The organism is Nostoc sp. DSM 114160, from assembly GCF_053470305.1.
In genome coordinates, this window is record NZ_JBPFGO010000003.1 from 1,348,137 (window position 1) to 1,373,705 (window position 25,569).

General features: G+C 41.5%; 16 protein-coding genes and 2 pseudogenes. 5 read left to right on the forward strand and 13 right to left on the reverse strand.

What is annotated here, in order from left to right:
- Positions 1-3: 3 nt before the first annotated feature.
- A complete protein-coding gene (locus tag NSTCB13_RS31300; protein WP_448274922.1) occupies positions 4-639 on the reverse strand; it encodes a tetratricopeptide repeat protein in 636 nt (211 codons plus the stop codon).
- Between the two features lie 253 nt (positions 640-892).
- Positions 893-4,024 carry a CHAT domain-containing protein gene (locus tag NSTCB13_RS31305; protein ID WP_448274924.1) on the reverse strand — a complete coding sequence of 1,044 codons (3,132 nt, stop codon included), beginning with the start codon at positions 4,022-4,024 and terminating at the stop codon, positions 893-895.
- Positions 4,025-4,737: 713 nt separating this feature from the next.
- Between NSTCB13_RS31305 and NSTCB13_RS31310 the strand changes: the two are divergent.
- Positions 4,738-6,030: pseudogene (locus NSTCB13_RS31310) on the forward strand (IS4 family transposase).
- A gap of 98 nt (positions 6,031-6,128) precedes the next feature.
- Here the strand turns inward: NSTCB13_RS31310 and NSTCB13_RS31315 are convergent.
- Positions 6,129-8,456 carry a caspase family protein gene (locus NSTCB13_RS31315; protein WP_448274926.1) on the reverse strand — a complete coding sequence of 776 codons (2,328 nt, stop codon included), beginning with the start codon at positions 8,454-8,456 and terminating at the stop codon, positions 6,129-6,131.
- A gap of 127 nt (positions 8,457-8,583) precedes the next feature.
- Here NSTCB13_RS31315 and NSTCB13_RS31320 point away from each other — a divergent pair, with 127 nt between their 5' ends.
- Complete coding sequence (locus tag NSTCB13_RS31320; protein ID WP_448274928.1) at positions 8,584-11,712, forward strand: CHAT domain-containing protein; 3,129 nt, start codon at positions 8,584-8,586, stop codon at positions 11,710-11,712.
- Positions 11,713-11,898: 186 nt separating this feature from the next.
- Here NSTCB13_RS31320 and NSTCB13_RS31325 read toward each other — a convergent pair whose 3' ends face one another.
- Positions 11,899-12,099: a hypothetical protein gene (locus NSTCB13_RS31325; RefSeq protein WP_448274929.1), complete on the reverse strand. Its 201-nt coding sequence runs from the start codon at positions 12,097-12,099 to the stop codon at positions 11,899-11,901.
- 146 nt (positions 12,100-12,245) lie between these two features.
- Positions 12,246-13,259 (reverse strand): annotated as a pseudogene (locus NSTCB13_RS31330) (IS701 family transposase).
- Here NSTCB13_RS31330 and NSTCB13_RS31335 point away from each other — a divergent pair.
- A complete protein-coding gene (locus tag NSTCB13_RS31335) occupies positions 13,230-13,427 on the forward strand; it encodes a hypothetical protein (RefSeq protein ID WP_448273232.1) in 198 nt (65 codons plus the stop codon). The pseudogene NSTCB13_RS31330 and the gene NSTCB13_RS31335 overlap by 30 nt on opposite strands.
- Positions 13,428-13,459: 32 nt before the next feature.
- Here the strand turns inward: NSTCB13_RS31335 and NSTCB13_RS31340 are convergent, their stop codons facing one another.
- Positions 13,460-13,762, reverse strand: a complete 303-nt coding sequence (locus NSTCB13_RS31340) for a helix-turn-helix domain-containing protein (protein ID WP_448274930.1) — start codon at positions 13,760-13,762, stop codon at positions 13,460-13,462.
- A 48-nt stretch (positions 13,763-13,810) separates the two neighbouring features.
- Entirely contained in the window at positions 13,811-14,410 is a 600-nt protein-coding gene (locus NSTCB13_RS31345) for a hypothetical protein (protein WP_448274932.1), read from the reverse strand.
- A 79-nt stretch (positions 14,411-14,489) separates the two neighbouring features.
- Between NSTCB13_RS31345 and NSTCB13_RS31350 the strand changes: the two genes are divergently transcribed.
- A complete protein-coding gene (locus tag NSTCB13_RS31350) occupies positions 14,490-14,666 on the forward strand; it encodes a ribbon-helix-helix domain-containing protein (protein ID WP_322711771.1) in 177 nt (58 codons plus the stop codon).
- An 80-nt stretch (positions 14,667-14,746) separates the two neighbouring features.
- Here NSTCB13_RS31350 and NSTCB13_RS31355 read toward each other — a convergent pair whose 3' ends face one another.
- The 6 genes from NSTCB13_RS31355 to NSTCB13_RS31380 all read right to left on the reverse strand — a co-directional run bounded on the left by NSTCB13_RS31355 (position 14,747) and on the right by NSTCB13_RS31380 (position 23,655).
- Positions 14,747-15,298: a TnsD family Tn7-like transposition protein gene (locus tag NSTCB13_RS31355; protein WP_448274933.1), complete on the reverse strand. Its 552-nt coding sequence runs from the start codon at positions 15,296-15,298 to the stop codon at positions 14,747-14,749.
- A 73-nt stretch (positions 15,299-15,371) separates the two neighbouring features.
- Complete coding sequence (locus NSTCB13_RS31360; RefSeq protein ID WP_448274935.1) at positions 15,372-16,673, reverse strand: TnsD family Tn7-like transposition protein; 1,302 nt, start codon at positions 16,671-16,673, stop codon at positions 15,372-15,374.
- A 76-nt stretch (positions 16,674-16,749) separates the two neighbouring features.
- Positions 16,750-19,068: a TnsD family Tn7-like transposition protein gene (locus NSTCB13_RS31365; RefSeq protein WP_448274937.1), complete on the reverse strand. Its 2,319-nt coding sequence runs from the start codon at positions 19,066-19,068 to the stop codon at positions 16,750-16,752.
- 11 nt (positions 19,069-19,079) lie between these two features.
- Positions 19,080-20,666, reverse strand: coding sequence for an ATP-binding protein (locus NSTCB13_RS31370; protein WP_448274939.1), 1,587 nt, complete (start codon positions 20,664-20,666; stop codon positions 19,080-19,082).
- A 32-nt stretch (positions 20,667-20,698) separates the two neighbouring features.
- Entirely contained in the window at positions 20,699-22,852 is a 2,154-nt protein-coding gene (locus NSTCB13_RS31375; RefSeq protein ID WP_448274941.1) for a Mu transposase C-terminal domain-containing protein, read from the reverse strand.
- Entirely contained in the window at positions 22,849-23,655 is an 807-nt protein-coding gene (locus tag NSTCB13_RS31380; protein ID WP_448274943.1) for a TnsA endonuclease N-terminal domain-containing protein, read from the reverse strand. The genes NSTCB13_RS31375 and NSTCB13_RS31380 overlap by 4 nt, the downstream gene beginning before the upstream one ends.
- A 524-nt stretch (positions 23,656-24,179) precedes the next feature.
- Here NSTCB13_RS31380 and NSTCB13_RS31385 point away from each other — a divergent pair.
- Positions 24,180-25,565 (forward strand): hypothetical protein, encoded by a 1,386-nt coding sequence (locus NSTCB13_RS31385; protein WP_448274945.1) that lies wholly within the window; start codon positions 24,180-24,182, stop codon positions 25,563-25,565.
- Positions 25,566-25,569 lie beyond the last annotated feature (4 nt).

Genomic DNA, 25,569 nt, shown 5'->3' on the forward strand with positions numbered 1-25,569 from the left:
TATTTAATAATTGTTTGAAGGTGGAGGTGATGTATCATGATTACCATCGGCCCGCTCAGGTTTTTTATTAGCTAGCCGGCTAACTGTATTGATTAAATTACTACTAGCAATCTCCATCCCTCTAATTTCTTTGGCCTTACAAAATAAGTCAAAAGCATTAGGAAGCATTTTATAAGCGGAATCATAATCTTCCTCAAGGTATCTACTGTAGCTATGATTATTAATAACTCTTGCTTTTTCAACTTTATTCTTAGTTTCTTCAAAGATTTTTAGAGCTAATTTATAGTTTTCCTGGGCTTTGGCAAAATTACCGATTGCATCGTAATTGATTCCTAGATTATTTAGCTCTCTTCCCTCTTGATCAATATCTCTAGTTTCTTTAGACCTAAAAATAATTAACGCGTCTTCAAAAGCTTTTTGAGCATTAGAATATAACTTTAACTTATAAAATGACAAACCTATTGCATTAAGTACAAGTCCTATGTCTCGCTGAAGTTCAAGTTTCTTAAAAATAGTTAGTGCTTCTTGATAGGAAGATATTGCAGCTTCATAATCCTTATTATGAAAACTGGTAGTGCCCTCTGAAAATAGCTGATCGGCTCTAGTTTTGCTTTCTAGCAAAGAATCTTCTGGTGGCATTTTTAACTCAATTTTTCTCTAAATTTACATAGCATACAGGTGATCATACCATTAATTACTTATTGGCTTTATACCAATTCTGTCTGAAGTTACATAGAATGAGAAAGCTAAAACTCTTGCCTCACAAACCTTGCAGCCTTTAATAGATTTATGCAGCTTTACAATAATTTGGTATTACTTACACAAAATCAGTAAACAAAAAATTACATTTTTTAATATGTTTAATAGAGCTTGTTTGAGAGAATAAATTTTTTCACAATCCATTGCCAATGAGAATAAACGGTGCCCAGTAGTAGGGATGGCTGAGATTACGGGAAATGGTTGCAGCTTGTCCGCTATTACCTGGTGTCAATCTCACACTGCTTCGGTCTTTGGTGTCGCTATTTTGGTTCTTACCTGCAATCATGGTGAGTTGTGCTTCCCGTAGAGCTTCTGTTTTGGTTATCTTGCCAGTGGCGAGATTTTGATAAAAATATCGCATTAATTCGCTGGTACTGGTATCATTAACTAGCCACAGAGAAGCAATCACAGATTTAGCGCCACTGGTAAGAAAGTAGTAGCTCAGTCCAGATACCTCAATGCCTTCTTTATCTTCTCCACCCCGCGCCGTTTCACAAGCAGATAGCACGACTAAATGAATTCCCCCTAAATCAGTTAAGTTTTTCACTTCGGGAATCTTAAAGGAATTACCATCTCCCAAAAGTAGAAAAGAATCTTCTGGGTTTTGAGAGATAAATTGAGCATGGGTAGCAATATGCAAAATCCGATGATCGATCAAATACTTAAAAGCATCTTTAGTAAAATCTTTGTTGATTAGGGACAAACCTGGATAAATCCCATTGGGATTGCTCTGAGTGCGGATGATGCCATTAATTTCATCTTTAACATTGGGGAGTGAATTGAAGTTGCCAACCTGCTCAGATAACCCTAAAGCCAGTACAGGATCGTTATCAATTTGAGGTGAAAGTCGATCGCTTGTGTCAGTTAACCCCGCAGTCAAAATAGTAGAAGTATTGAAGGATTCAATTAAATATTTTTTCCCGTCAAACAGAGCAGCCATTGGGATGTAGCGGGTGGAACGGTCAAGGGAAAACACCAAATTCTGAATATTATTAGTGTCTAACTCGTCTCGTAATGGTGCAATTAGCCATTGGTAAAGTTTTTGGCTGACTTTTTGTAATTCTTTGACATCCCCTGGCTGTTCCAGCAATTGCCGAAACTCTACGACTGTTGTAGCCAGTTCTTTGCGTCCTACAGGTACAAGTTTGCTATTAAAAACAACCCCCTGTTTCCCGGCTTGAGTACCCCAAACCAGCCAGAGTTTATCTTCCAGCACCAAGGGATAAATTAACACCGTCTTCGGTTGGGATTGAACTATTTTTTGGGCTGCAACTGTGAGTTCCTCTTGCTGAATCTGAGCCGGATCTCTTTGGCGTTGTTGCTTGGCTAAAGCTCTGAGTTTGTCAGCTTCTTTATTAAATTCTGCATTGGCTTGATCTCGTAAAGCTCGCAGTCGGTCGCGTTCTGGGCAATAGGGGGGTTTGCGTTCGCATTCAGTTAGTTTTAGCCCCAGATTCACCAGATTATTGAAGGGCGGAACTACACGGGATTCCACTGGAGTTAAGGGACTTCCCTGAGTTTCACCGCCTGCTCTAGTATCTCTGGTATAGTCCCGCAGTTCCTGGATTTTTAATAGTTCTAAGACTTGTTGGGCTTCGAGAACTCGTCCTTGGGAAAGCAACAAGTCAGCGAGACTGCGATAAGTATCTGCCACAGTTTGAGTATATGACTCTTGCTGCTCCCGGGGTAATGTGCGGATATCTTGCCGGATACTTTCACGCACATTCACCGATTGTTTGTAGAAGATAATGGCTAATTCTGATTGCTTCTGTTTTTCTAGTGTTAAGGCAATGTTAGCTAGGGAACCACCTTCTCCTTCACGATCGCCGATATCGCGAGAAATCACCAGAGACTGCTGGTAGAACTCGATGGCTTTGGCATATTGCCCTAGGGAACTGTAAGCATTGCCCAGACTACCCAGCGAGCTAGCTTCGCCATTGCGATCGCCGATATCGCGTTTAATCACCAGAGACTGCTGGTAGAACTCGATGGCTTTGGCATATTGCCCTAGGGAACTGTAAGCATTGCCTAGATTATTCAGCGAGTTAGCTTCGCCATTGCGATCGCCGATATCGCGAGAAATCACCAGAGACTGCTGGTAGAACTCGATGGCTTTGGCATATTGCCCTAGGGATCTGTAAGCAATGCCTAGATTATTCAGCGAGTTAGCTTCGCCATTGCGATCGCCGATATCGCGAGAAATCACCAGAGACTGCTGGTAGAACTCGATGGCTTTGGCATATTGCCCTAGGGAACTGTAAGCATTGCCTAGATTATTCAGCGAGTTAGCTTCGCCATTGCGATCGCCGATATCGCGAGAAATCACCAGAGACTGCTGGTAGAACTCGATGGCTTTGGCATATTGCCCTAGGGAACTGTAAGCATTGCCTAGATTATTCAGCGAGTTAGCTTCGCCATTGCGATCGCCGATATCGCGTTTAATCACCAGAGACTGCTGGTAGAACTCGATGGCTTTGGCATATTGCCCTAGGGAACTGTAAGCATTGCCCAGACTACCCAGCGAGCTAGCTTCGCCATTGCGATCGCCGATATCGCGAGAAATCACCAGAGACTGCTGGTAGAACTCGATGGCTTTGGCATATTGCCCTAGGGATCTGTAAGCATTGCCCAGACTACCCAGCGAGCTAGCTTCGCCATTGCGATCGCCGATATCGCGAGAAATCACCAGAGACTGCTGGTAGAACTCGATGGCTTTGGCATATTGCCCTAGGGATCTGTAAGCATTGCCCAGACTACCCAGCGAGCTAGCTTCGCCATTGCGATCGCCGATATCGCGAGAAATCACCAGAGACTGCTGGTAGAACTCGATGGCTTTGGCATATTGCCCTAGGGATCTGTAAGCATTGCCCAGACTACCCAGCGAGCTAGCTTCGCCATTGCGATCGCCGATATCGCGAGAAATCACCAGAGACTGCTGGTAGAACTCGATGGCTTTGGCATATTGCCCTAGGGATCTGTAAGCATTGCCCAGACTACCCAGCGAGCTAGCTTCGCCATTGCGATCTCTAAGTTCTTGATAAATTGCTAATGCCTGTTGCCAAGAATGGATCGCAGCTTTGTACTGGCTACGTTGAAATTGCTGATTTCCTTGCTCCAAAAGCCCGTCTGCTTCTGCTTTGGGGTCTTGACTGGTCTGTGCTTGTGTTGTAATAGAGAGAAACTCACCGGGAATCGGCAGCAGTGAGGGAATCAGCACTAACAACGGTGGTATGAGCAACCTTACTAGTCTGACTCGCAAGGACATTACAATTTAAATTGGGGGAATTACTAGAATATTTTGCTTTTAGCATATCGCAATTAGCAATCATAAAGTTGAGATACTGCTTAATTCTTGACGATGGAAGTAACAGGGCTGGATACTGTAGATTTTTTGACAGTTTTTGCGTAATTTCTGTACAAATCTTTTGGCTTTTGGCTTCTGCCTTGTGATATTAGCCCTTTCAATCCGTTTTGAGCGCTGATTAATGAGTATCAAAGACTCATTCACGAGTATCAAAGACTCGTTCACGAATATCAAAGGCTCGTTCACGAATATCAAAGGCTCGTTCATGAATATCAAAGGCTCGTTCACGAATATCAAAGGCTCGTTCATGAATATCAAAGGCTCGTTCATGAATATCAAAGGCTCATTCACGAATATCAAAGGCTCGTTCGCGAGTATCAAAGACTCCTTAGAGGATGTTTTAAAAGTGATTGGCTGTAATTTTAGGCACTTTTAGCTCCCCCCTAACCCCCCTTAAAAAGGCTACCGTGTATACACAAGTGGGAGTAAAGTAGGTGCAGAGGATTTTTGAGAAGCAAAAACAATGGATAATCCCATCTTAATTCACGCTGCGACGATACCAGGAACGGCATTTGGAGACCCCAGGTTGATAAAAAGGGGGCAGCATTATATGAGGCGATCGTCAGCATCAATCGATAAATATCCGGCAAATAAGTCGAAATTGGGCAGAACAGATGGGCTATTATCGGTTTTTGGAGAATGAAAACGTCACACTATCAGAACTAATACGTAGCCTTTCGGATGATTGCCAGACGCGGGTGGCACAACGGCACGTATTGGCAATCAGCGATAGTAGCGAAATCAACTTGCAGTCTCATGCTCTTAGGCTGTCACCGTCAGGATTAGGAGTAGTAGGGAATAACACAGATGTAGGATTTTATATCCATCCAACATTGGTATTAGATGGTGAAAGTGGATTTCCACTGGGGTTAAGCACTGTAAAACTGTGGAACCGAGCCACAAACCATGCAGATAAACATCAGCGAGACTATCAAAGTTTACCAATAGAAGAGAAAGAATCTTACAAATGGTTAGCATCGGCACAGGGTAGTCAGCGATGCTTTGAAGTAGGTGGAGCAAAAATGGTAACTCATATTGGCGATGCCTACGGCGGGCTACGCCTACGCGAATCCGATCTATTTGAGGAATTTGCAACCGTACCTAACAAAAACAATCATTTGCTAATCCGAGCTTGTCAAGACCGTCGATTGTTAGGACAGTCTCAATCACTATTCGAGTATTTGAGTCAGCAGCCATGTGAAGGTACTTATATCATTAACGTACCCGCAGACCCATGACGAAAGCGGTTAGCAAGAGTTGCAATGCTTATTGTTCGTTGTGGACGAGTTGAGATTCAACGACCCGATAAATTAAGCGTTTTTGGCTATCCTCCTAGCGTTAACCTTTTTGCTGTGGAAGCACTGGAAGTTCAACCACCCACAGGACAAGAACCGATTCATTGGCGGTTACTGACCACACACGAAGTTGTTTGCTTGGAACAAGCGCTGCGAATGATTCAGTGGTATGGATGGCGATGGAAGATTGAACAACTTTTCGCCACTCTCAAAAAAGCGGGATTGAATTTAGAAGCAACTCAACTAGAGTCTGCGATCGCTATTCAACGCCTGACAATCCTGGCTTTGTCCGTAGCTGTGCGAACCTTACAAATGGTTGAAGGACGCGATAATACTCAACTTTCTGCCGAGCTGACCTTTTGTGAACAGCAGCAGCAATGCTTATCTCAAATTCAAACTTCTGTGGAAGGCGATACCAAAAAACTGCAAAATCCTTATCCAAAGTGTTGTTTGCCTTGGGCTACTTGGATAATTGCTCGACTTGGTGGTTGGTCTGGTTATACCTGTCAAAGACCTCCTGGAATGCCTACCCTTATTCATGGTTTAAGACAATTTGAATCCATCTTTCTTGGCTGGAAACTCGCTCTGGGTGGACTTGTGTATACACGGTAGCCCTGCTCCCCCTGCCTGCCTTAACAGATAAATTTCCACAAAGCCAAGCGTATTGTACGGGAAGCCTCTTTGCGTCTACATTCCTCTTGGATTATTATTTAATTCCTTGGTTTGTCAATGATTTCAAAGGTAACTGATAACGCCGCCATCTGTTGAACATCAAACTGACGAATATTTGTTTTTGTTTCACCGCGAGTCCCGCTAGCAAGGTCATCTAGTAAACTAGCTACTGCATCTTCTGCTTTTTCAGCCACCAGATTACTACTTCTTTTTTCGCTCCTTTGTTCCATTATCAATGCCTGTAGAGGTTTCAATGCTTTGTCAATTGGTGCTGTACTCGCCACAATCAACACCTCTACAATCCCCAAAGGTTTACGAAAAGACAACATTCTTCCTGTTTTCATTTCTGCTTCACTTGGGATTTGAAGTGTCTCCTCTGCTGAAACAAGTGCAGCATTATTGCCATCACTCAAGGGAAACAAAATATCAATATCCCCATCAGGACTAAAGATTAATACTCCAATATGCAAATCACGATTTTCTCTATTTTCAACGGAGATTTGTACAGGTTTCTCAACCTCAATCTGAGCAATCGACTGAGTTTGAGATTTTACCTTTAGCGGAATTGTTGGAGATGCGCTTTTACTCCCACGTACTGTAAACGACTGTGCCAGCAAAGACTGAGTGTTGGCACCCGCAAGACTAGCAACAACGTTTAACCGAGATGAACTGGTATTGAGTGTTAGTTTTATCAGTCGGGCTGCTAACAATAACTTAAATTTCGTCTGTAGCCGATTGACTGCTTCATTAATATTTTCATCTGTTGCCCCAAATGAACCAGGAATCGGCTCAAATCCCACTGAGAACAAACCAACACTATTTACAGGTGGTAAATCTGCGTTCGCGAAACGCCCGCCATAGGCGATCGCTCTTTTCTCCAACTGCTGACGGTAAACTGGTAGCATTCTACCCAAGATGTAATGTACTTCCTGCTCTAGCAAAGGTACTACTTCAATCCGTGGAAGCGATCGCAATGCCTGTTTTGTTTCTTCACTATCGAGTGATTTATCTAACCCAATGCGTAGTTTGAGATTACTAGGAATTGCCCGTATTTGTTCTTGCAAGGCAGTTCCCGGTGTGATTTTGACCGCCGACTTAGTTTGAAGTAAACCAGTTGCATTCAGGCGATCGCGTGACTCAATTTTTACAGTACCTTGTGCTTCTCCGCGATCGTCTACAACAGTAAAGATTGCTCCTTTACCCAAAGCTTCCAAAACTTGAGGTTCTGCACCAGTTAGCAGCAGCTTCACAGCATTTCCCTTGACTTCAGTAATCACAGCCTCTGCTGCTGGTTTCTGCATTGGGGCAAAATACATCGGCTGCTGATCGTCACTGCTGCCAGATTTTACCTCAATACCCGGCTTTTGCACGCGAGAATTTTGCATAGTCTTGAGAAATTGCTCAGTTTTTGCAGCAGCAGCAATAACTACTTTACCCATCGCCTGATTGCTGGTTAGCTGCCAAAGCTGTCGAGTCAGCGCATAAGTAAACACACCTGCATGAACATCGGGAGCAAAGGCTGTATCAGCCGCTTCTTGATTACGCTGTGCGGCAAAGATGGCTGCACCGTTGACAAGATTTTTTCTACGTCCCTCAATCCATTTTTCTTTGGAGATATCCAGGTCTTTGAGCCAGCGTTGCTGATAATCTAGTTCCTGTGGACTTGATTCTAATTGCGTGGTTTGGGTATCGCCTCGCAATTCTACATGACCAGGACGCGACCTGATAATTAAATTCCCGCGCACTCCACCGCCTGAGTAGCAACTATCGAGAATGAACGTAGCGTTTTTAGTTTTGCGACCAAGTGCTTCCCGTAGCAGAAAGATTGTACCAGCACTAATATCATTAACTTCACCACCTTTCTGGGGATAGCCATCAGGTAAATCTGCGTCAAACGGGACAATGGTTCCGTTCAGTTTATCTGGGAACACCTGATTGGGATCAATAACATTCGAGCCATGTCCTGAGTAGTGAAAGACAACTACATCATCTGGCGACTTGACCCATTGAATTAGGTGCTGCTCAAATTTATCTAGAATATTTTGACGAGTTGCTTGGCGATCGCTCAACACGAGAATATCATCTGGATGAAACCCAAAGCGATGAATCAACAATTCTCGCTGAAGTTCCACATCAGTTACAGCCCCCTTTAACTGATACCACAATCCTTGTGTTTTTAAGTCTTGGGCGCTAGTTCCAGGGTAGTCATTAATGCCCACCAACAGCGCCCTTTTACGGCGTGTATCCTGCGCGAGAACCTTGCCGTAATTCCAAGCCGCTTGCTGCATATCCAGTTGATTGATACCCACAATTGTCAGGGATGCACATAGCGATTGTAGAAACTGACGACGCTTAATGAAAGACATACTTCACTCTCTCGAATCCCAAGCAACTAATTAAACGGTATCTGAACATAAAGATTGCTATGCTCTCCAGTCTCCTAACCAGACGATGCAGATAAAATCTTGAGTAAGATCACTAACTTTAACTGTAATGCTTTTGCACCTAAGACTGGTTATCTGGATCGTACCACCTTTGCTGCTGGTGTTTTTTCCCTACCTGCTACCAATTACCAGTTACATAGTCTCTACGTCAGCACAAGCACAGACGAGCGAAAACCGCAAAGCAGAAGCAGACAAACTTTTTCAACAAGGAATTCAGCAGCTTGATACAAGTCAATTCGAGGCAGCACTCCAGTCTTGGCAACAAGCGCTGAAACTCTATCAACAAATCAAAAACCGCCAAGGTGAGGGTAAGGCTCTGGGCAGTCTGGGAGTTGCTTACTTCTATTTGGGCAACTATGCTAAAGCCGTTGAGTATCATCAGCAACACTTCGCGATCGCCCGAGAAATCAAAGACCGCCAAAGTGAGGGAGCCGCTCTGGGCAATCTGGGAATTGTTTACTCCCATTTGGGCAACTATGCTAAAGCCATTGAGTATCATCAGCAACACTTAGCGATCGCCCGAGAAATCAAAGACCGCCAAAGTGAGGGTAAGGCTCTGGGCAATCTCGGAAATGCTTACTCCCATTTGGGCAACTATGCTAAAGCCATTGAGTATGAACAGCAATGTTTAGCGATCGCCCGAGGAATCAAAGACCGCCAAAGCGAGGGTAAGGCTCTGGGCAATCTGGGAATTGCTTACTCCAATTTGGGCAACTATGCTAAAGCCATTGAGTATGGAGAGCAACACTTAGCGCTCGCCCGAGAAATCAAAGACCGCCAAAGCGAGGGAGCCGCTCTGGGCAGTCTGGGAAATGCTCACTACAGTTTGGGCAACTATGCTAAAGCCATTGAGTATGGAGAGCAACACTTAGCGCTCGCCCGAGAAATCAAAGACCGCCAAAGCGAGGGAGCCGCTCTGGGCAATCTCGGAAATGCTTACTCCAATTTGGGCAACTATGCCAAAGCCATTGACTATGAAGAGCAATACTTAGCGATCGCCCGAGAAATTAAAGACCGCCAAAGCGAGGGAGCCGCTCTGGGCAATCTGGGACTTGCTTACTCCAATTTGGGCAACTATGCTAAAGCCATTGAGTATGAACAGCAATGTTTAGCGATCGCCCGAGAAATCAAAGACCGCCAAAGCGAGGGTAAGGCTCTGGGCAATCTGGGAATTGCTTACTCCAATTTGGGCAACTATGCTAAAGCCATTGAGTATGGAGAGCAACACTTAGCGATCGCCCGAGAAATCAAAGACCGCCAAAGCGAGGGTATAGCTCTGGGCAGTCTGGGAAATGCTTACTACAGTTTGGGCAACTATGCTAAAGCCATTAACTATGAAGAGCAATGTTTAGCGATCGCCCGAGAAATCAAAGACCGCCAAAGCGAGGGAGCCGCTCTGGGCAATCTGGGACTTGCTTACTCCAATTTGGGCAACTATGCCAAAGCCATTAACTATGAAGAGCAACACTTAGCGATCGCCCGAGAAATTAAAGACCGCCAAAGCGAGGGTATAGCTCTCAGTAATATTGGCTCGTCACTAGAAAACCAGCAGCAACCAGAATTAGCTATTGTCTTCTACAAGCAATCAGTCAATGTGCGAGAGAGTATCCGCAACGACATTCACACATTACCCCGCGAGCAACAAGAGTCCTATACCCAAACCGTAGCAGATACCTATCGTAGTCTAGCTGACCTGTTGCTTTCTCAAGGACGACTGCTAGAAGCTCAACAGGTTCTTGAACTTCTGAAAATCCAAGAATTGCGCGATTTTACCCGCAATGCTAGAGCAGGTGGCGAAACTTCTGGAATTACCTTAGCTCGTATCGAAGAAGAAATCCTCAAGAAATATGGCACGCTCATCATCTTTGGGCAACAGGTTTACGAATGCGAGCAAAAAAAATGTAGCACCCTCAGCAAACTACGAGATCAACTTGATGGCTTAACCCAAAAATTTCAGCAAGACACCAATGCTTTTCGTAAAACCCTCCAAGACCGACTTGCCAAAGACCCCGCACTCCTCGAACCCGAACAACTCCGCAGTACTGCTGCCAAAATTGTCACGACTGAACCAGGTACAGTCCTAATTTATCCCCTAGTCTTGAAAGACAAAATTCGGATTCTCCTAGCTAGTAGAGGCGGAGAAAAGGGCGTGGTTTTCCGCAGCTTTGAAACATCTGTCAACCAACAGCAACTCTGGAAAACGGTAAACCAATTCAGAACCCAACTGTCTAGCCCTGAAGATGAGACAGCCGTTAAAGCCACAAGTAAACAATTATATAACTGGCTAATCCAACCTTTAGAGAAAGAAATTAAAGATAAAAATGTCCGCCATTTAGTCTTTTCCCTTGACCGTTCCACCCGCTACATTCCAATGTCAGCCCTATTCGATGGGCAACAATATTTAATAGAGCGTTATTCAGTTTCCACAATTTTGAATGCAGGCTTAACAGATGTCAAAGATCGCTTACCCCACAACAAGCAAGAAATTCGCGTCCTGGCAATGGGAGTCTCTAAAGCTTTTCCGGGATTTAATGCTTTATCAAATGTCCCCAATGAATTAGCCACAATCATTCAGCAGTCGGGAAAAGCACAACAAGGCATTTTCCCTGGCTCAGAGTTTCTCAATGAAAAATTTACTTTTAGCTCTTTACGAGACAATCTCACAGGTAATAAAGTATTGCATCTAGCTACCCACGGTAAATTTGAATCTGGTCGTCCAGAAAACTCTTACCTCCTTTCTGGTAGCGGTGATAAATTAACCGTTGAAAAAATTCAAACACTAGGCAACTACATGGCAGACACCCATTTAGTAGTACTTTCTGCTTGCGAAACCGCTTTGGGTGGAGTAGATGCTGATGGCTTAGAAATGTCTGGTATGAGTTTTTACTTTCTCACCAATGGCGCAAAGGCTGTGATTGCCTCACTCTGGCTCGTCAACGATGGCAGTACTAGCCAACTAATGCAGGAATTTTACCAAAATCTTTCTACAGGTCAGATGACCAAAACAGAAGCTCTGCGTCAAGCGCAACTCGCTATACTCAAAAGCAACAGCCAGGGCAGCGACAGCAACCGCAGCAGCGTTAATTATAAATTGGGCCAAAGTGAACAATCTATTTCCCGTAATCTTAGCCACCCCTACTACTGGGCACCGTTCATCCTCATTGGCAATGGATGGTAGGGTAAACTGCTAATAGGAATCACCCAGTTTTAAAGATTCTAAAGCAGTTGCGATGCTGGTATGTGGGGCTGTATAAGTGCGATCGCTACTAACTTAACTTGCTATCCAAGAGCTTATTCATACACAAAACCCTTCCTATCTACAAAATGAAGAAGGGTTTTGCAACGAGTATTTTATACCTGATAGCTAATTTAAAGTAGTTTGGTCTTGTTTCTCCGACGCTACATTGAAAATTAGTGTAAAACTCATTCCTGGAATCAGTCGGTGTAAAACTTGTAGATGAGCTTCCGCATCACTGCGGCGACGAAAACGGGCTAAAATCCGGTGCTGCATATTGGGTAAAAGCCTGATAACACACCAAGGACTGAGCTTTTCGGAGTAAGTCATAAAATTCTCCAGGTCGTATCTGTACTTTCCAAGACAAAAGCCAGCCTACTGTGATGGTGGCTGGCAAAAAATATCAGAATGATCAGGACTTACGCAACTGGCACAAAAAGGGGGTAAGGTGCAGCCCTAGCCAGCGACAATTCAACTCAAACCAAGCACATAAGAATACTTGGGCGTTTTAGTTGCTGAATTAAATAATTAGAAAGCAAATTATGCTTGATTTGATAAATAGTTTGACCAGTTTGATAGGCTAAATTCTTTAATCTAATCCAAACCAACATTGCACAAGCAATATGATTTCTTTGAAGCCTAGCTTTACGACATTGACAAGATTAAATGCCTGTTAGTTGTTTAATCTCTCGGTGAAACTCCTCGATTTTCCAACGAATTTTACACACCTCTTGTACAACATCCGTGGAGCTTTGAGATAAATCGTTAGTGGCGATATAATCCGTTCTGTTGGTAGAAACAGTAACCCGGAATAGTTTCACTTTTTTCTTAGCTGGGAACCCTTTAATTTTAATTATCTTACCACAGTCTAGTTCTTCAGGACTCCATTCTAATAATTCAATACGTTTATATTTGTCTTGTCCAAATGTATCATCAACTAACCGATTATTTTTTAAAGGGCAATAATATATTTTCTCGATTGCATCAATATAAAGCATTAAACTATGTACGGCATACCATGTGTCCATCAAAACAGTATCGAATGGTAAAAGCTTATGATATACAAGGTTTTGCAGCATGTCTTTCACATGGTCTATCTTGGTTTTACCATCGACATCAGGATTAAAAATGCGGTAATCGATTACCCAAAATTTTTGAAGAGTAGGGTTGACATACACACAGCTAACTACACCAATACCTTTGAGGACACCATGTTCATTACCACTATATTGTTTTCTGACTGTTTCTATTTCTTTAGAATACCTTTTATCTAAAACGCTATCATCAAATATTATGTAACCATTAGCATCAGGTTCAATTACCTCTTTCACGTTATCCCATAATAACCGAGGTGTTAATTTTTCTCTGTTTAAATAATAGTTAATTGCATCATGGCTAATACTTTCTAAATGCTCTGCCAAATTAGTCATTGTATAATTAATCTGACTACTTAATAAGTATTGGCAGTAATCAAGCTTAGTAAATTTCATTACCGTAAGCAACATTTATCTAATACAACCTCTACCTATTTTCTCATGAATCTTTCATGCTTTGCCTCCAATACACCTGCCTCTATTACGAATACAAGGCTTTCGGAATTAAATTCAAATAATACTCATGTACTAGCTAGCGGCGATCGCTCTGTGCCAGTTGCGTAAGTCCTGAATGATATTGAAATTGGTTTTAAGTTCTACTCACTCTTGTCTGGGAAACAAAGCTTTTTCAAGAGTTCTTCGGGAATCTCCTCGAAGTGTTCAAGCAAAAAGCTCATTAGGGCAAGGTGGCGTAAATCGGTAGGCATCGGGCGGCGGTAGTTGCGTCCCCTAGAAAACCAGCGCCGAACAGTGGAAAGTGAGCGAGAACAAATTTGAGCAATTTCTTCGTAATTTACCTGCCACTTGGAGTAAAACTCCTTGGGAGTCATTCCCAACTCACAGTAACTGTAGAGTTGAATTAAATCTTGCTCTCGCTGCTTCAATGGATGAGGATTCATAAGTTTGTTTCCTCGCTGATTGGTTCCAAATCCTCTTCCCAGGCAATGTCAGCAGATGTCCCAAGATGCACTGGGACTGTCTTTGCTCAACCAAATTAGGTAGCACCATGTCCAACAGCAATGATGGGGCGCATAGCTATAGAATCTACCAATGACAATACCCCAGTCAGTATCACTTTCAGCAGTGAGCCAACGCAAGCGATCGCCATATAAAAACCTAGGTGTATTCGCTGCATCAGGAAAATTGGCTGGAAGCTCAATAGATGTGTCTGGGAATTTGAGATTTATCAATCCAGGGACTATATCTTGCTTACTGTGCCGGGTGACATTGAGATAATCGGCAATCAATTTACCATCGATACTGCTAGTTAACTGAGAAATTAGAATGGCTGCTAACATTTCTATTTCTTGCTGCTTGAGTTGCATCCAAGCGCTATCAAAGTCAGCATCGGAGTATTTGCTGAGTTTTGCCAGTAATTCTGTGATGCCGAAATCATCTAAAGCTTGTTGATAAGCCCTGTCTTGATCTGTTTTGTAGCTAACAGGCTTTAACATAGAAAATGTCTCCTGTGATATGGGGGCCGAAAGCCAGCGTCGTCTCTGAGAAAGTTGATCGCTGGCTTTTGACTTATAAGTAATTATACGCATATATAATGTAGTGTTGTGTTAATTTATGTGTTTATGTGCGTTTAATTTAAAAACACACAATAGCGCTTATGATAATCACATGGGAAAAGTAACAGTAACTCTTTACATGGAAGAAGAAGACAAAGAAGCTCTGCAACAACTAGCAGATGCAGAGGAGCGTTCTTTGTCTCAAATGGCAGTGTTAATTCTGAAAAGAGCGATTAAAAAAGCGCAAAATGAAGGACAAATCCTTTCAGATCAAGGGAAAGGCAAATAATGGGATTATGTAGTATATGAGGTATTGATCTATGTTCAAAGCGTGACCTTAATTTTGCCTTCTGCATCCTCAACTGTACCCTACAGGTTGAAAGAGTCCAAAGCAGTTGCGATCGCTTCCTGAACTAAAGGTAACTCTCGTATCTCTGGACGTAACCCAGCACGACGTACCAGCTCCCACTCTTGAGGACACAAGTGTTCTTGACGAAATCTATCTGCTGCCCAATTCACCCTTCTTACCGCAAACTCTTCCTTATTTTCAGTCACTTCAGCTAAAAACTTTGCTGTTAAAGGCAATCTCTGGAGGTGTCTTTTCACCCAGGCACTATTGGGATGTTCTAAGGAATTAGCGATCGCAGTTCTACTAATCCAAATAGGACGAGTAGAATCATCCTTCAATTGCTGTGCAGAAAGTTTTACTGCTGCCATTGTCTCAATGTCTCTACTCTCCCAATCCACATCTGGAGTACCGTTGTTCGTTTGCGGTGGTGGTAGATGTTCATTCAGCCAATCCCTATCATATTTATACAACTGACCATAAACTGCTGGTACTTTATTTCTTAATTGTGTTCTTCCCAAATCTATATTTATTGCTATTAATGCCAGCCATTCTTGACGGCATGATTCAATCACATTTGTTGCAACTTCATAAGCTGTTGCACGTAACTTTAGAGATGGGCATATATCTTTTGCTCTTGCCGTAGTGTTAGGGTCTGGGAAAAGTTAGCTTCAATCTATCTGCTTGACGAAGAACTGTCTTCACACTCACTCCTAAACGATTTCCTATCTCTTTAAGAGTAAGTGATGGGTTATACCAAAAAAGTTTTAATGATTCTTCCCAAACAGAACCATAAGCTTTAATCCTAGAAAGTTGAAAGCGATCCTCTAGTGATTGCTCTGGGGTAGTTCGACAATAAACAAAACCACAGGTACAAGAAAATATGCCAGTGAGTTTGTGATTATCCTGGTTATATGTGATTTGACATTCCTTAATTCTGAACTGTTGAAAATATTGGCAAACAGGGTTCAGACATGGCCAGGGTGCATCACCAAAGGACTTATTGGCTTCTTGTAACTCAAAAAATTCTTGTGCAGAATATCCTAAAAACTGAATTAGTAGCAAATGGCGTAGGGGATGGTGAACTCTTCGAGGAAAGCGGACTAACTGAGCAAGCCAATTATCACGAATCTGCTCATCAAGTGGGCATTGAAATAGTTCTAACACTTTAGCCGGGTAGTGGTTTTTCAAGAGTCTCAATAATTCTTGAACCCGAATTCTACCCGTATAAGTCACTAATTCTGGACTCTTCTTAACCAAAGACAGGTATTTTTGATACAAATCTTCTAATCCTGGCACAAAATAGCAATCATTGAGAAGCCATTTTATATCTCTGGCAATGTTGAACAAAATTTTGTGGACAGGCTCTAAAGGGTCTATTGGACGAGGAAGTACCATTTTGATTGCCTGTTCTGCTGCCAGGAATTCGTAGGTACGCCTTCGATTATGGGTTAATACATCACTTTTCTCCAGAAACACTGCGTGGGTGGGGCAAACTTCGACACCCGGAACTTGATAAAGGCGATGCCAATAACATTCACCAAAAAGCTTTTTATCATCCTCTACACACAAAGGACAGAAGCGCAGATGAGAAGGCATTTCCACGTATCCCGCGACAATTCCCAAACGAGTGTGGATTTTTGCGCCATTATCACCAGCCATATCCTCCCGAATTAATTGATTCCGCTCTGGTGGTAGGAAAGGACTGTAAAAAGGTAATAGAGTATGATTGTTAATGAAATAATCAACTGTATAACCCGATTTTAGAGGTAAGGCTGCAACAATCCTGTTTAGCCTGCTAGGGAAGTCGAAGATAGCGATCGCATTTTTCGTTTGGAATAAATCCTCAACTGTTGATCTTTGACTGGGATATCTCACTCTGTCTTGAAATCGAGCGCAGATACTGTAGAATAACTCATTTGGATATGGATCAGGAAAGTAAGCAAGCATTAATTACTTATCTTGTTATTTCAAATCTGTTGAAAGGGATTTTTAACGTAAAAAATGTACTTTTGTAACATTCACTTTATAGTAAACGGTTGGCATCCCAAAAATTTTTACGAATAGAAAAACTTTCCTTCGTTTCAACTACTTCGTCTAAAGCTTTTGCTGTGAGTGGTAGCTTAGAAAGTAGCATTTTTTTACTACAAATTAGCCACTGTTTTAAATTCATATCACCAAGATTATTAGCAACTGCTGTTTTTGTTATTCTCACAGGTCGTTCAGAAGCATTTTTCAGGTTTAATGCTGATAACTTAACTGCCTCTAAAAGTTGATAATCACGACTTTCCCAGTCAATCCGAGATGCTGCAATAGACTTATCAACTTTTTTCAATGGTGGGAAGTTGTCTACCAACCATAGTCGGTCATTTTTATATAGCCAAGAATAAATTCGTCCAAATTTTTTGCTTAGAAAGCTCCTTCCCTCTTCTGGATAATCTCTCCTAGCAGATAACCATTCATTTCTATAAATTTCCAACTTATTTAGCGTAGACATTTGACTATCTTCAAAGTTAGATAACAAAGCTCTTTTTGGCTGTATTACCTTGGAAACTGGGCCTCTTCTAGGAAACGAAAGCCCTAAATAAAGAGCCTGTCGTCTAACTGTTTCGCTGTGTTCTATTCCTAATTGACGGGCTATCTCAGATAGAGTAAGGCTAGAGTCATTCCATAGTTGCCTCAAAGTATTTTCCCACTTTGGCCCATAAGATTTCACTCTGTTAAAACGAAATCTGTCTTCTAGTGATTGCTCAGATCCAGTTTTGGTATAAACAAAACCACATATACAGTGGAATATCCCAGTAATCTTATCTTTTTTATTAGTCAAGGTAATATCTTGTATCTGCGGTTGCTGAAAATGTTCACATACTGGATTTAGGCATGGCCAAGGGCTTTTTCCAAACAGATTAGATGTTGGATACTTTATTTGAGAAGATGACTGTTTGCTTGGAGAAACATCTAGCTTGTTTGTTAGAAGCTTGTGTTTATTTTTGGAGTCATATACGGTGGGCTTATTTCCCTGCGTCACTTGGGAATGTGGGCCTAGTCGAGGAAATGAAAGACCCAAAGACACAGCCTTACGTTTAATTACTTCCCTATTGACACCACCAAGCCTACGTGATATTTCACTGAAAGTTATGGTAGGGTCACTCCATAGCTGTTTCAGAGCCTCTTCCCATACTATTCCATAAGATTTTACTTGATTAAATCTAAATTGGTCTTCTAATGATTGATCAGCCCCTATTCTGGTATAGATGAAGCCACAATCTTTACATCTAAATGTGCCAGTAACCTTATTACTTCTCTCTTTGCACGTAACTTCTAAAATCTGTAGTTTTTGAAAATGATGACTAACTGAATTTAAGCATGGCCAAGGGCCTTCTCCAAAAGGTCTATATTTTTCTTCTGTAAGATTAAAAAATTCTTCTGCCGTGTATCCTAAAAATTGAATCATAAGTAGGTGATACAAAGGAGGCTGCGACCATTTAATTGCTGGTCGAACCAAACAAAATAGCCAATTATTCTGCTGAACCTCAGCAATTTCGCAATCTAATAGCTTTAAAACATCACAATTATAATAATTTTTAAAAAAATTTAATAGTTTATATATATGACTTACCATTTTGTTAGTAGCAAGGTTCATTTTTTTGAGAAGATATAGATAACGATTCTGAATAAATGTCTTTCCTCCAACTAAGTCTGAATTATTTAGTAACCAAGCAGCATCATAAGATATTTTAAGAAGAACTTTGTGAGAGGGATTTGATGAATCTATTAATTGTGGTGGTTTTAGCGTCACTACTTGTTCAGCAGGGATAAGCTCATACCTTAATTTTTTACTGTGTGTTCTGACTGTGCTATTTTCTAAAAAAACTTTATGGATGTGGCAAACTTTTACACCAGGTAATTGGTGAAGACGATGCCAGTAGCATTCGCCAAATTGTTTTATATCCTCTTCTGCACACATGGGGCAAAAATTTAGCCATTCTGTGAAGCGAATTTTTGTACTCAACATTCCCAAACGCATTTGAGCTAAATTTCCAGTGTCACCACGCATATTTTCTTTAATAAGAAAGACACGTTCTTGCTCCATAAATGGACTGAAAAAAGGTAGCAGTGTATGTTCTGAAATTAATTGTTCAACTGTATATTTATGCCCATTAGGTAAGCATGAAATCAGCCTATCAAGATGGTTTGGTATGAAAACTCCAACTGTTTGAATACCCGTCCCAAACAGTTCTTCAATAGCACTTTTACAACCTGGATACTGTACTATTTTTTGAAATCTAGCACAAATACTGTAAAATAATTCATCTGGATAAGGGTCAGGGAAAAAACCTATCATATTACTGTTTCCTATAAAAAGTATTCATCAGAATGTAGAATATAGCCATTTAACTTGAGAGATTCATAAGCAGCAATACCTTGTTTTTGTCCTAAAAAAACAACTTCCCTCAAAGAAGTATTATTGTCTATTTTTTTTAAATTTTGCTTTGATTTTTCTTTGGTATCAATTTTACTCACATTAGGAATGCTTTGATTTTTTTTTACTAAATCTCTGACAGAGCTATTAGAATCTACATTTTGAACTTCAGCATCAAAATCTATATCATGATTTACTGAATTTTTACTACTTGTCAGTGAGGAATTGATTTTACCTACAACTTTTGTACTTGTTTTAGCTTCTTCTAAGAAAGTATTGATATCTATAGGATGTATATCTTCAATCCCTTGGAGAAGTCGTAGATCACCTGTTTTTAAAGCAATTAAAATTGGTTGAGCCATACGGAGACTGTCCTTGGCTACCGACCGAATAATACTTGCAGTTATGATTTCTTTTCCTGTAGCAATTGCTCTAATTTGCGCGAGCATATAAACTTTAACTGCAAAATCCGTAATTCCTTGCGTTACTTCATATAAGGCATGACTAAGATCCGAGTTAGGAACACAAGGTTTTTTAACGTATTGGTATCGCCAAAGTGATTCTATAAATAACTCCCATACTTCATCCTCAGCCATTCTGTCCCAAACCAAATCTCCTTGACCAGTACCCCGACGAGTTTGACGGAATTCCCCACTTAAAATTGACATGGCTTTGTAAGTTCCAACAAGAACAACAGGAATGCCAATAGTATTTACAAGTTGGACAAAGAAATTGAGCATTTTCCTATAGCCACCACTTTTAGCTTCATTCAGGTGTTGAATTTCATCAATTACTAAAACTCCTATACAGTGTAGTGAGGCTACACGAGCCATATACGGTATCAACTCATCTACCGTTTGCTTACCTCTTGTATATTTTGTGTAGTATTCTGTTTCCAACAGATCATCAACAGCTTGAAAAAAGTTTAGGCATAAACCTTTGATTGAACCATCAAATGGGCAATCAAGTTTCAGCCAAACAATTTGCTTTAAAGTGAAATTGCGATCGCGATAATGGCTGTGAATAATTACTTGGGGATAAAGTCTTAGAATAGCTTCAATAGCGGTGGTTTTACCAATACCACTAATACCAATTATTGTGAAGCCAGTTGCTGTTGAGCGCAGATGAATTTTAGCAACACCTTCAGGACGTAAAACATCTATTCGCTCTTGAAAATTTCTCCAAAAATCTGCTGTTAATGGATTTCGAGCTTGATATCCTGCTCTAATCATCCGAGAAAACCGCTGTTCCAAATCCAAATGAATTGGTAATGGTTCAATAAATTGCAACGCGTTCTGCACCAAGTGTAGGCGAAGATGATTTGGTAGCGATCGCTCTTCCTCGTTATACCTTGGATAGGTGGATAGATGTATCATTGCTTCTTCTTCCGATAATATTGGCGGTAACGCTTCGATCAGGGGATTGTCGCGATAGCTGGCAATTATTGGGTCATTATAGGAAGCTGATACAATTTCTCCCTTGCTAACTAGGAGTGATGGTACAGAATTATTACTGTTCATTTTTCCAGTTCCTCTCACGCAATTTGCGTAGTTTATCTATAGGGACTAGGTGGTGCCACGTAACCTTCATCATCTTGTTCCGGTTGATTGGCTGATGGCATAGGAATAATCTGTGCTTGCTCTTGGAAAATCTCCTTTGCTCCTAATTCCCAAGCCCCAACATCTCTTTCGTGTTCTCTTTCTAACTTGCGATTTTCCCGAATACCTTGGATGCGCGATCGCTTACTCTGGCCAGTAAGCACTTTTTCTGTTTCTTCTTTAGCTTCGGCAACAATTTTATCTACCTGAGCGTGGAATGTTGCTTTTTGCTGTTGTTGGCGAGTGGAAGCTGCTTCTTTGGATTGTTTTTGCAGTTCAAAGTAGTCAATGGCTTCATGCCAGTCCCGTTCTTGAAAGGTTTTTTGAGTGTCAATTAATTGACAAGGTTCTAATCTTCTACTGTCATCAAGACGCAAATAAATAATGTCAAGCCTGCGTGGGTCGTAGGCAATGAAAATCTTCCATCTACCATTTGCTCTCGCTTTAACAAACCACTGTTCTCGTAAGGCTAGTTCACAAGTGTAATTCAAACCTTGATAGTAAATACCTTGAGGGGTAACTGAAGCTTCAGCAAAGGGTAGCAAATTTAAACGGACAATTTCAGGTACAATTTGGCGTAAGTGGCCACCTCGATTTTGGACTCCCCAATTCCAAAGTTCGATAGGGTATGGTTCAACGTATTGCTGAATCATAAACTCGTCCATTCGATACCAATCCATCCGGTGGTGTTGGTTATGGTCAAGTATGCACAAAATAATAAGTTTTCTAAATTGTTTGAGGTCAAGAATTGCATCAAGCCTATAGTCTTGATCGCCTCTTTCTCGTACTCTATTAACTGCCCCTGGCATCCAGTGAATCATCTTGTCGTTACTTAAACGAAAATTCCGTTCCACGATTCCTTTCCAATCTGCTCTGTAGGGAGGTGTGTTGGATACTCTGATATTTAGAGCATTTACTAAATTATCGGCATTGTAACCTTCTAGTTCACCTCGGTCTGCTAGGATAGCTTCAGGTAGGTGATGGGTGGGCCAATCAGCTTCATCAATTTCAATGCCATATTCATAGCAAAATGCAACTTTATTACTCGTTGCATTTTCAAGAGCTAACATAGCGCCTAGCCAGCTTGGCCCCTCTAGACTGACACTAAATCCTGTGATGAGTCGGCTAAAAGTATCAATAATAAAGTAAATTACAGGGCGACCAATAATACGGTTTCGGTCTAGGGAACTTACTAGATAAATATCGCCAATGGTAGCGTCAATTTGATAAATTGAGCCTGGGCCAAAGGCCATCTGCGTTGAATTTCCAAGTAATGCTCTATGACGTAAATTAAATCTGCGCTTACCTTCACGGGAAATTTTTTCCTGAGTAATATTCCGTTCTTTTTCATACCAGTATCGGAACTGAGCAAATGTGGGAAGTTCTCTAGCAGGAGGTAGTATAGGAACCAATGCCCCATTTTTCATTTCATAACCGACATGAAAGTGCTTGTCCAATGTCTTTTGAAAAGCATCTTTTAAAGTTCTTTCTTGTCGGTTTTTGTAAAATGATGCGATGCCACGGTAAAATTTTTTCCTAATCTTATCATCAACATTAACCCCAATGGGTATCTCGGTTACTTTTGAGAGCTTACTTGGACGACCACGCTTACAATTAGAAGGCTTTCTTTCCTTACCCTTTGCGCCACATCTATCAAACAGAGGAAGAAGGGCATTTTTTGTTTGTCCACCTTGCCAATAACGCCGTAGATAATTATAAATCGTCTTTTTTATGCAGCCTGTGCGTTTGACTGTTGCCTCTATAATTTGTCCGCGATCGCGAGGATTAAAAATTAGCTCAATGTCACCCTCAACTAATGGGCCAATGACTTCCCATGCTCGGTCTCTACGCTTGCAGTGATTCTCTGAAATTGCATTTTCAGGACGAAGCAACCCTGCGTATGGATCAATTTTGAGGATATAAATTTCTTGGGATGCGATCGCTACTTCCAAATCTTTGCATTTTTGCCATTTTGGGAGAGCCTTGGAGTTGTTAATCTCTATTGTCACTACGTCTGTACCGGATGGATCAATCCACAGTACACGCTCAATCTCAATGTCTGTCTTAGTATCTTGCCACTCTAGCAGCATATTCACCAGGAGGCTCATCCTACACCGCCTAATTTTTGGTTTAGTGCCAATGGATTTGCTAGGAGAACTAATGGCTCACTAGGATTAATTGATTTATTTATGTCAACCAACCACGATCGGTTGGCAATCAGATGACGAACAACAGAGAGTCCTATACCGGGTTCTAGACCAAGTTTGTCATCACAATCAGCAGCTATACTTGCTAGAGACTCATGCTCTTCGACTACTCTCAAAGTTAAGGCAGTTGTAATTCGACGAATCTCAGATTCCGATATGGTGGAAAGGTCTTCAACATTGAGGAAAGGGTGTACCCAATCAATGTTTCTAGCCAATCTTTCAGGAATTTCATGTTCCGTTACAATTCCCCAATTGATGTCTCTGGACTGCCAGTATTGACGCTCAATTTCTAACTTTTGTACTGTGCGCTCTGATTGCAAATCTTTAGCGGATTTAATTGTGCGTACATGTTCAGTAACTCCTATTTTCTGACGCACAGTAATAACAAAGTCTGTGGTCATCACGATTGGCTCTTGAGTTTTGGGGTCTTTAGGATGGGATATACCAATCTGTTCAGCGATCGCTAATGTTTCTTCCAGAGGTAGCAGGGGATATTGCTCTCGGATGTCACAGATAATAGGCGACCATTCTAGTACGTAGAAATAATTAAGTTCAAGGTTGCTGTGTAGGTGGTGAACTCGATTGGTTTTCCAACCCTTTATCCTGTTAGCAAGACCTTGGGATGCCACATCTTGAATCAATAGCCAGGGTTTGTACTTAGAACCTACACCCTGCCCACGACCCCTCGCTGATAAACCTATCAATAACTGCCTGATTGGTTGTTCTCTTACGTTTAGCCATTCAGTTACCTCCAATTAAAGTGGATATATTCGCAAATGTCAGTCGCTCAAAAATCAAGCAAGTGGTCTGACAACATTGGTTTTTCCTCTACGTTAGGTTTAATCAATCTGCTAGGAATCTTGCCCTGTAAATATTCTGCTTGAGGGGATTACTTAACGTTGACAAGATTCAACCTTCAGTAGATCACCACTGCTGAGTAGCAAATACTTGGTTATCTAGGATGTGTAACTTAATTTCACCATCAGGTTACTGAGGAATAGTTTTCTGAGCATACCACATCTTTTTACAATATCCATGTGAACTCACATAATTAGTTTTCTGATCGTCACGGGAGTACTAAGATATGATAAACAAAAAGTAATTGTGGCTTGAGGCAAACAACTGGCTAATATTTTCTGCCTCCACCTTGCTAGTTAGAGGATAATCTTGTTGAATTGGCAGAGATAAAGATTCAAGAACGGGTTTGCCGTGGGCAGAGGTAAAGAAATTGAACGCGTCACTCCATAGTCGAATTCCACCCAAAATTTTGTATCAAGAGGATTGTTGGAGTGCTGACTTGTACTGCAAAGCGGCAGCCCAAATTTTTCGCGGAACTTTTTCTCGTGTGGCAATTGGCGAGATTGGTAACTGTCTTGAAGGTTGGCGGGTGAGTACTCAATCTGGAACAGATGCTTACGATCGCAGAATTGAAAAAACCCGTATCTATCGTCAAGCAAATTTGGACTGTATGAAATTTCGCCTTGATGTGGAAGACTGGGAAAAACCAACAATTGAAGAGGAGTGGTGTGTTCAACCAGGGGATGTCGTCCTGAATAAAATTCCACCGCTACGTGCTGCTGTGGCAACTTCTAGGCTGCCTCGTCATCCAGTAGATGCAAATTGCATTCTTATTAAAGCTGTAAAACCCCCCTTCGGTGTTTGGGTAGCATTTTGTCTCAATCAAAAGCCTTATGAGGCTTACCTCCTCCATCGCCAAAGTGCAGCTATTCTGCCTCGTGTCAGTTTAAAGGTGTTGTCTAATCTGCATATCCCCTTACCATCAGTAGCAGAAGCAAGTTTACTTCATGGGCAGGTGTGGGAATGGAACGACAATATTCTGGAAAATAACGAATCTTTAAGGCGCTTGATTGCTGACGTTGAAGCTTATGTGGCGAATGAACAGCAACAATTAGATGAGTCGGAGGCGGGTTTTAATCAGTCACTATCAACTGGGCAGTTTTTTCCGGCTGAGTCTATAAATGATTCTTTAGTGCCAACTCATGTCAAACTATCTCACCAAATGCGACTGTTAAAGGATCAACTAGGATGGCTTTGTTTAGAAAATTTGCTTTCAGAAAATGAAATTTCTAGAAGTCGTCTGTATGGTGATGTGCCAGAACAGGGGCGTTATTTGCGGTTAAGCGATATTGGCATAGATTTAAGTTTCTCACAACCAGAAGAAATAGAAACAGCACCTGCGCCTTGGCGGATTTTTCGCCAACCTCTCACTTCTGGGGAGGTATTGCTTTCAATTTTAGTCACTAGCCCACGGGTAGCTTTTATTGATCAAGCACCCACGGACAAAATATATATCACCGACCATTTAGAAAGGTTACGGTTTCGGGAAACATCAGGAGCTTGGGCTTTGGTACTAAATACTACTGCTATTCGCACCCAGTTACAAGGGATGGCAATGGGAACTGTTCAACAATTTACCCATCCTGGTAATATTCCCAAATTAAAAGTCCCTGATGTACCGTTAGCACTGCGCCAGCATTGGGAAAAATTGTTACTGCTACATCACCAAAGACAGCGAGAGTTAGATGAACAGTGGCAAAATATTTGGAATTCGGCACAAACTTTATTTAATAAAGTTCACCAAATTTCGTCCTAGCCTA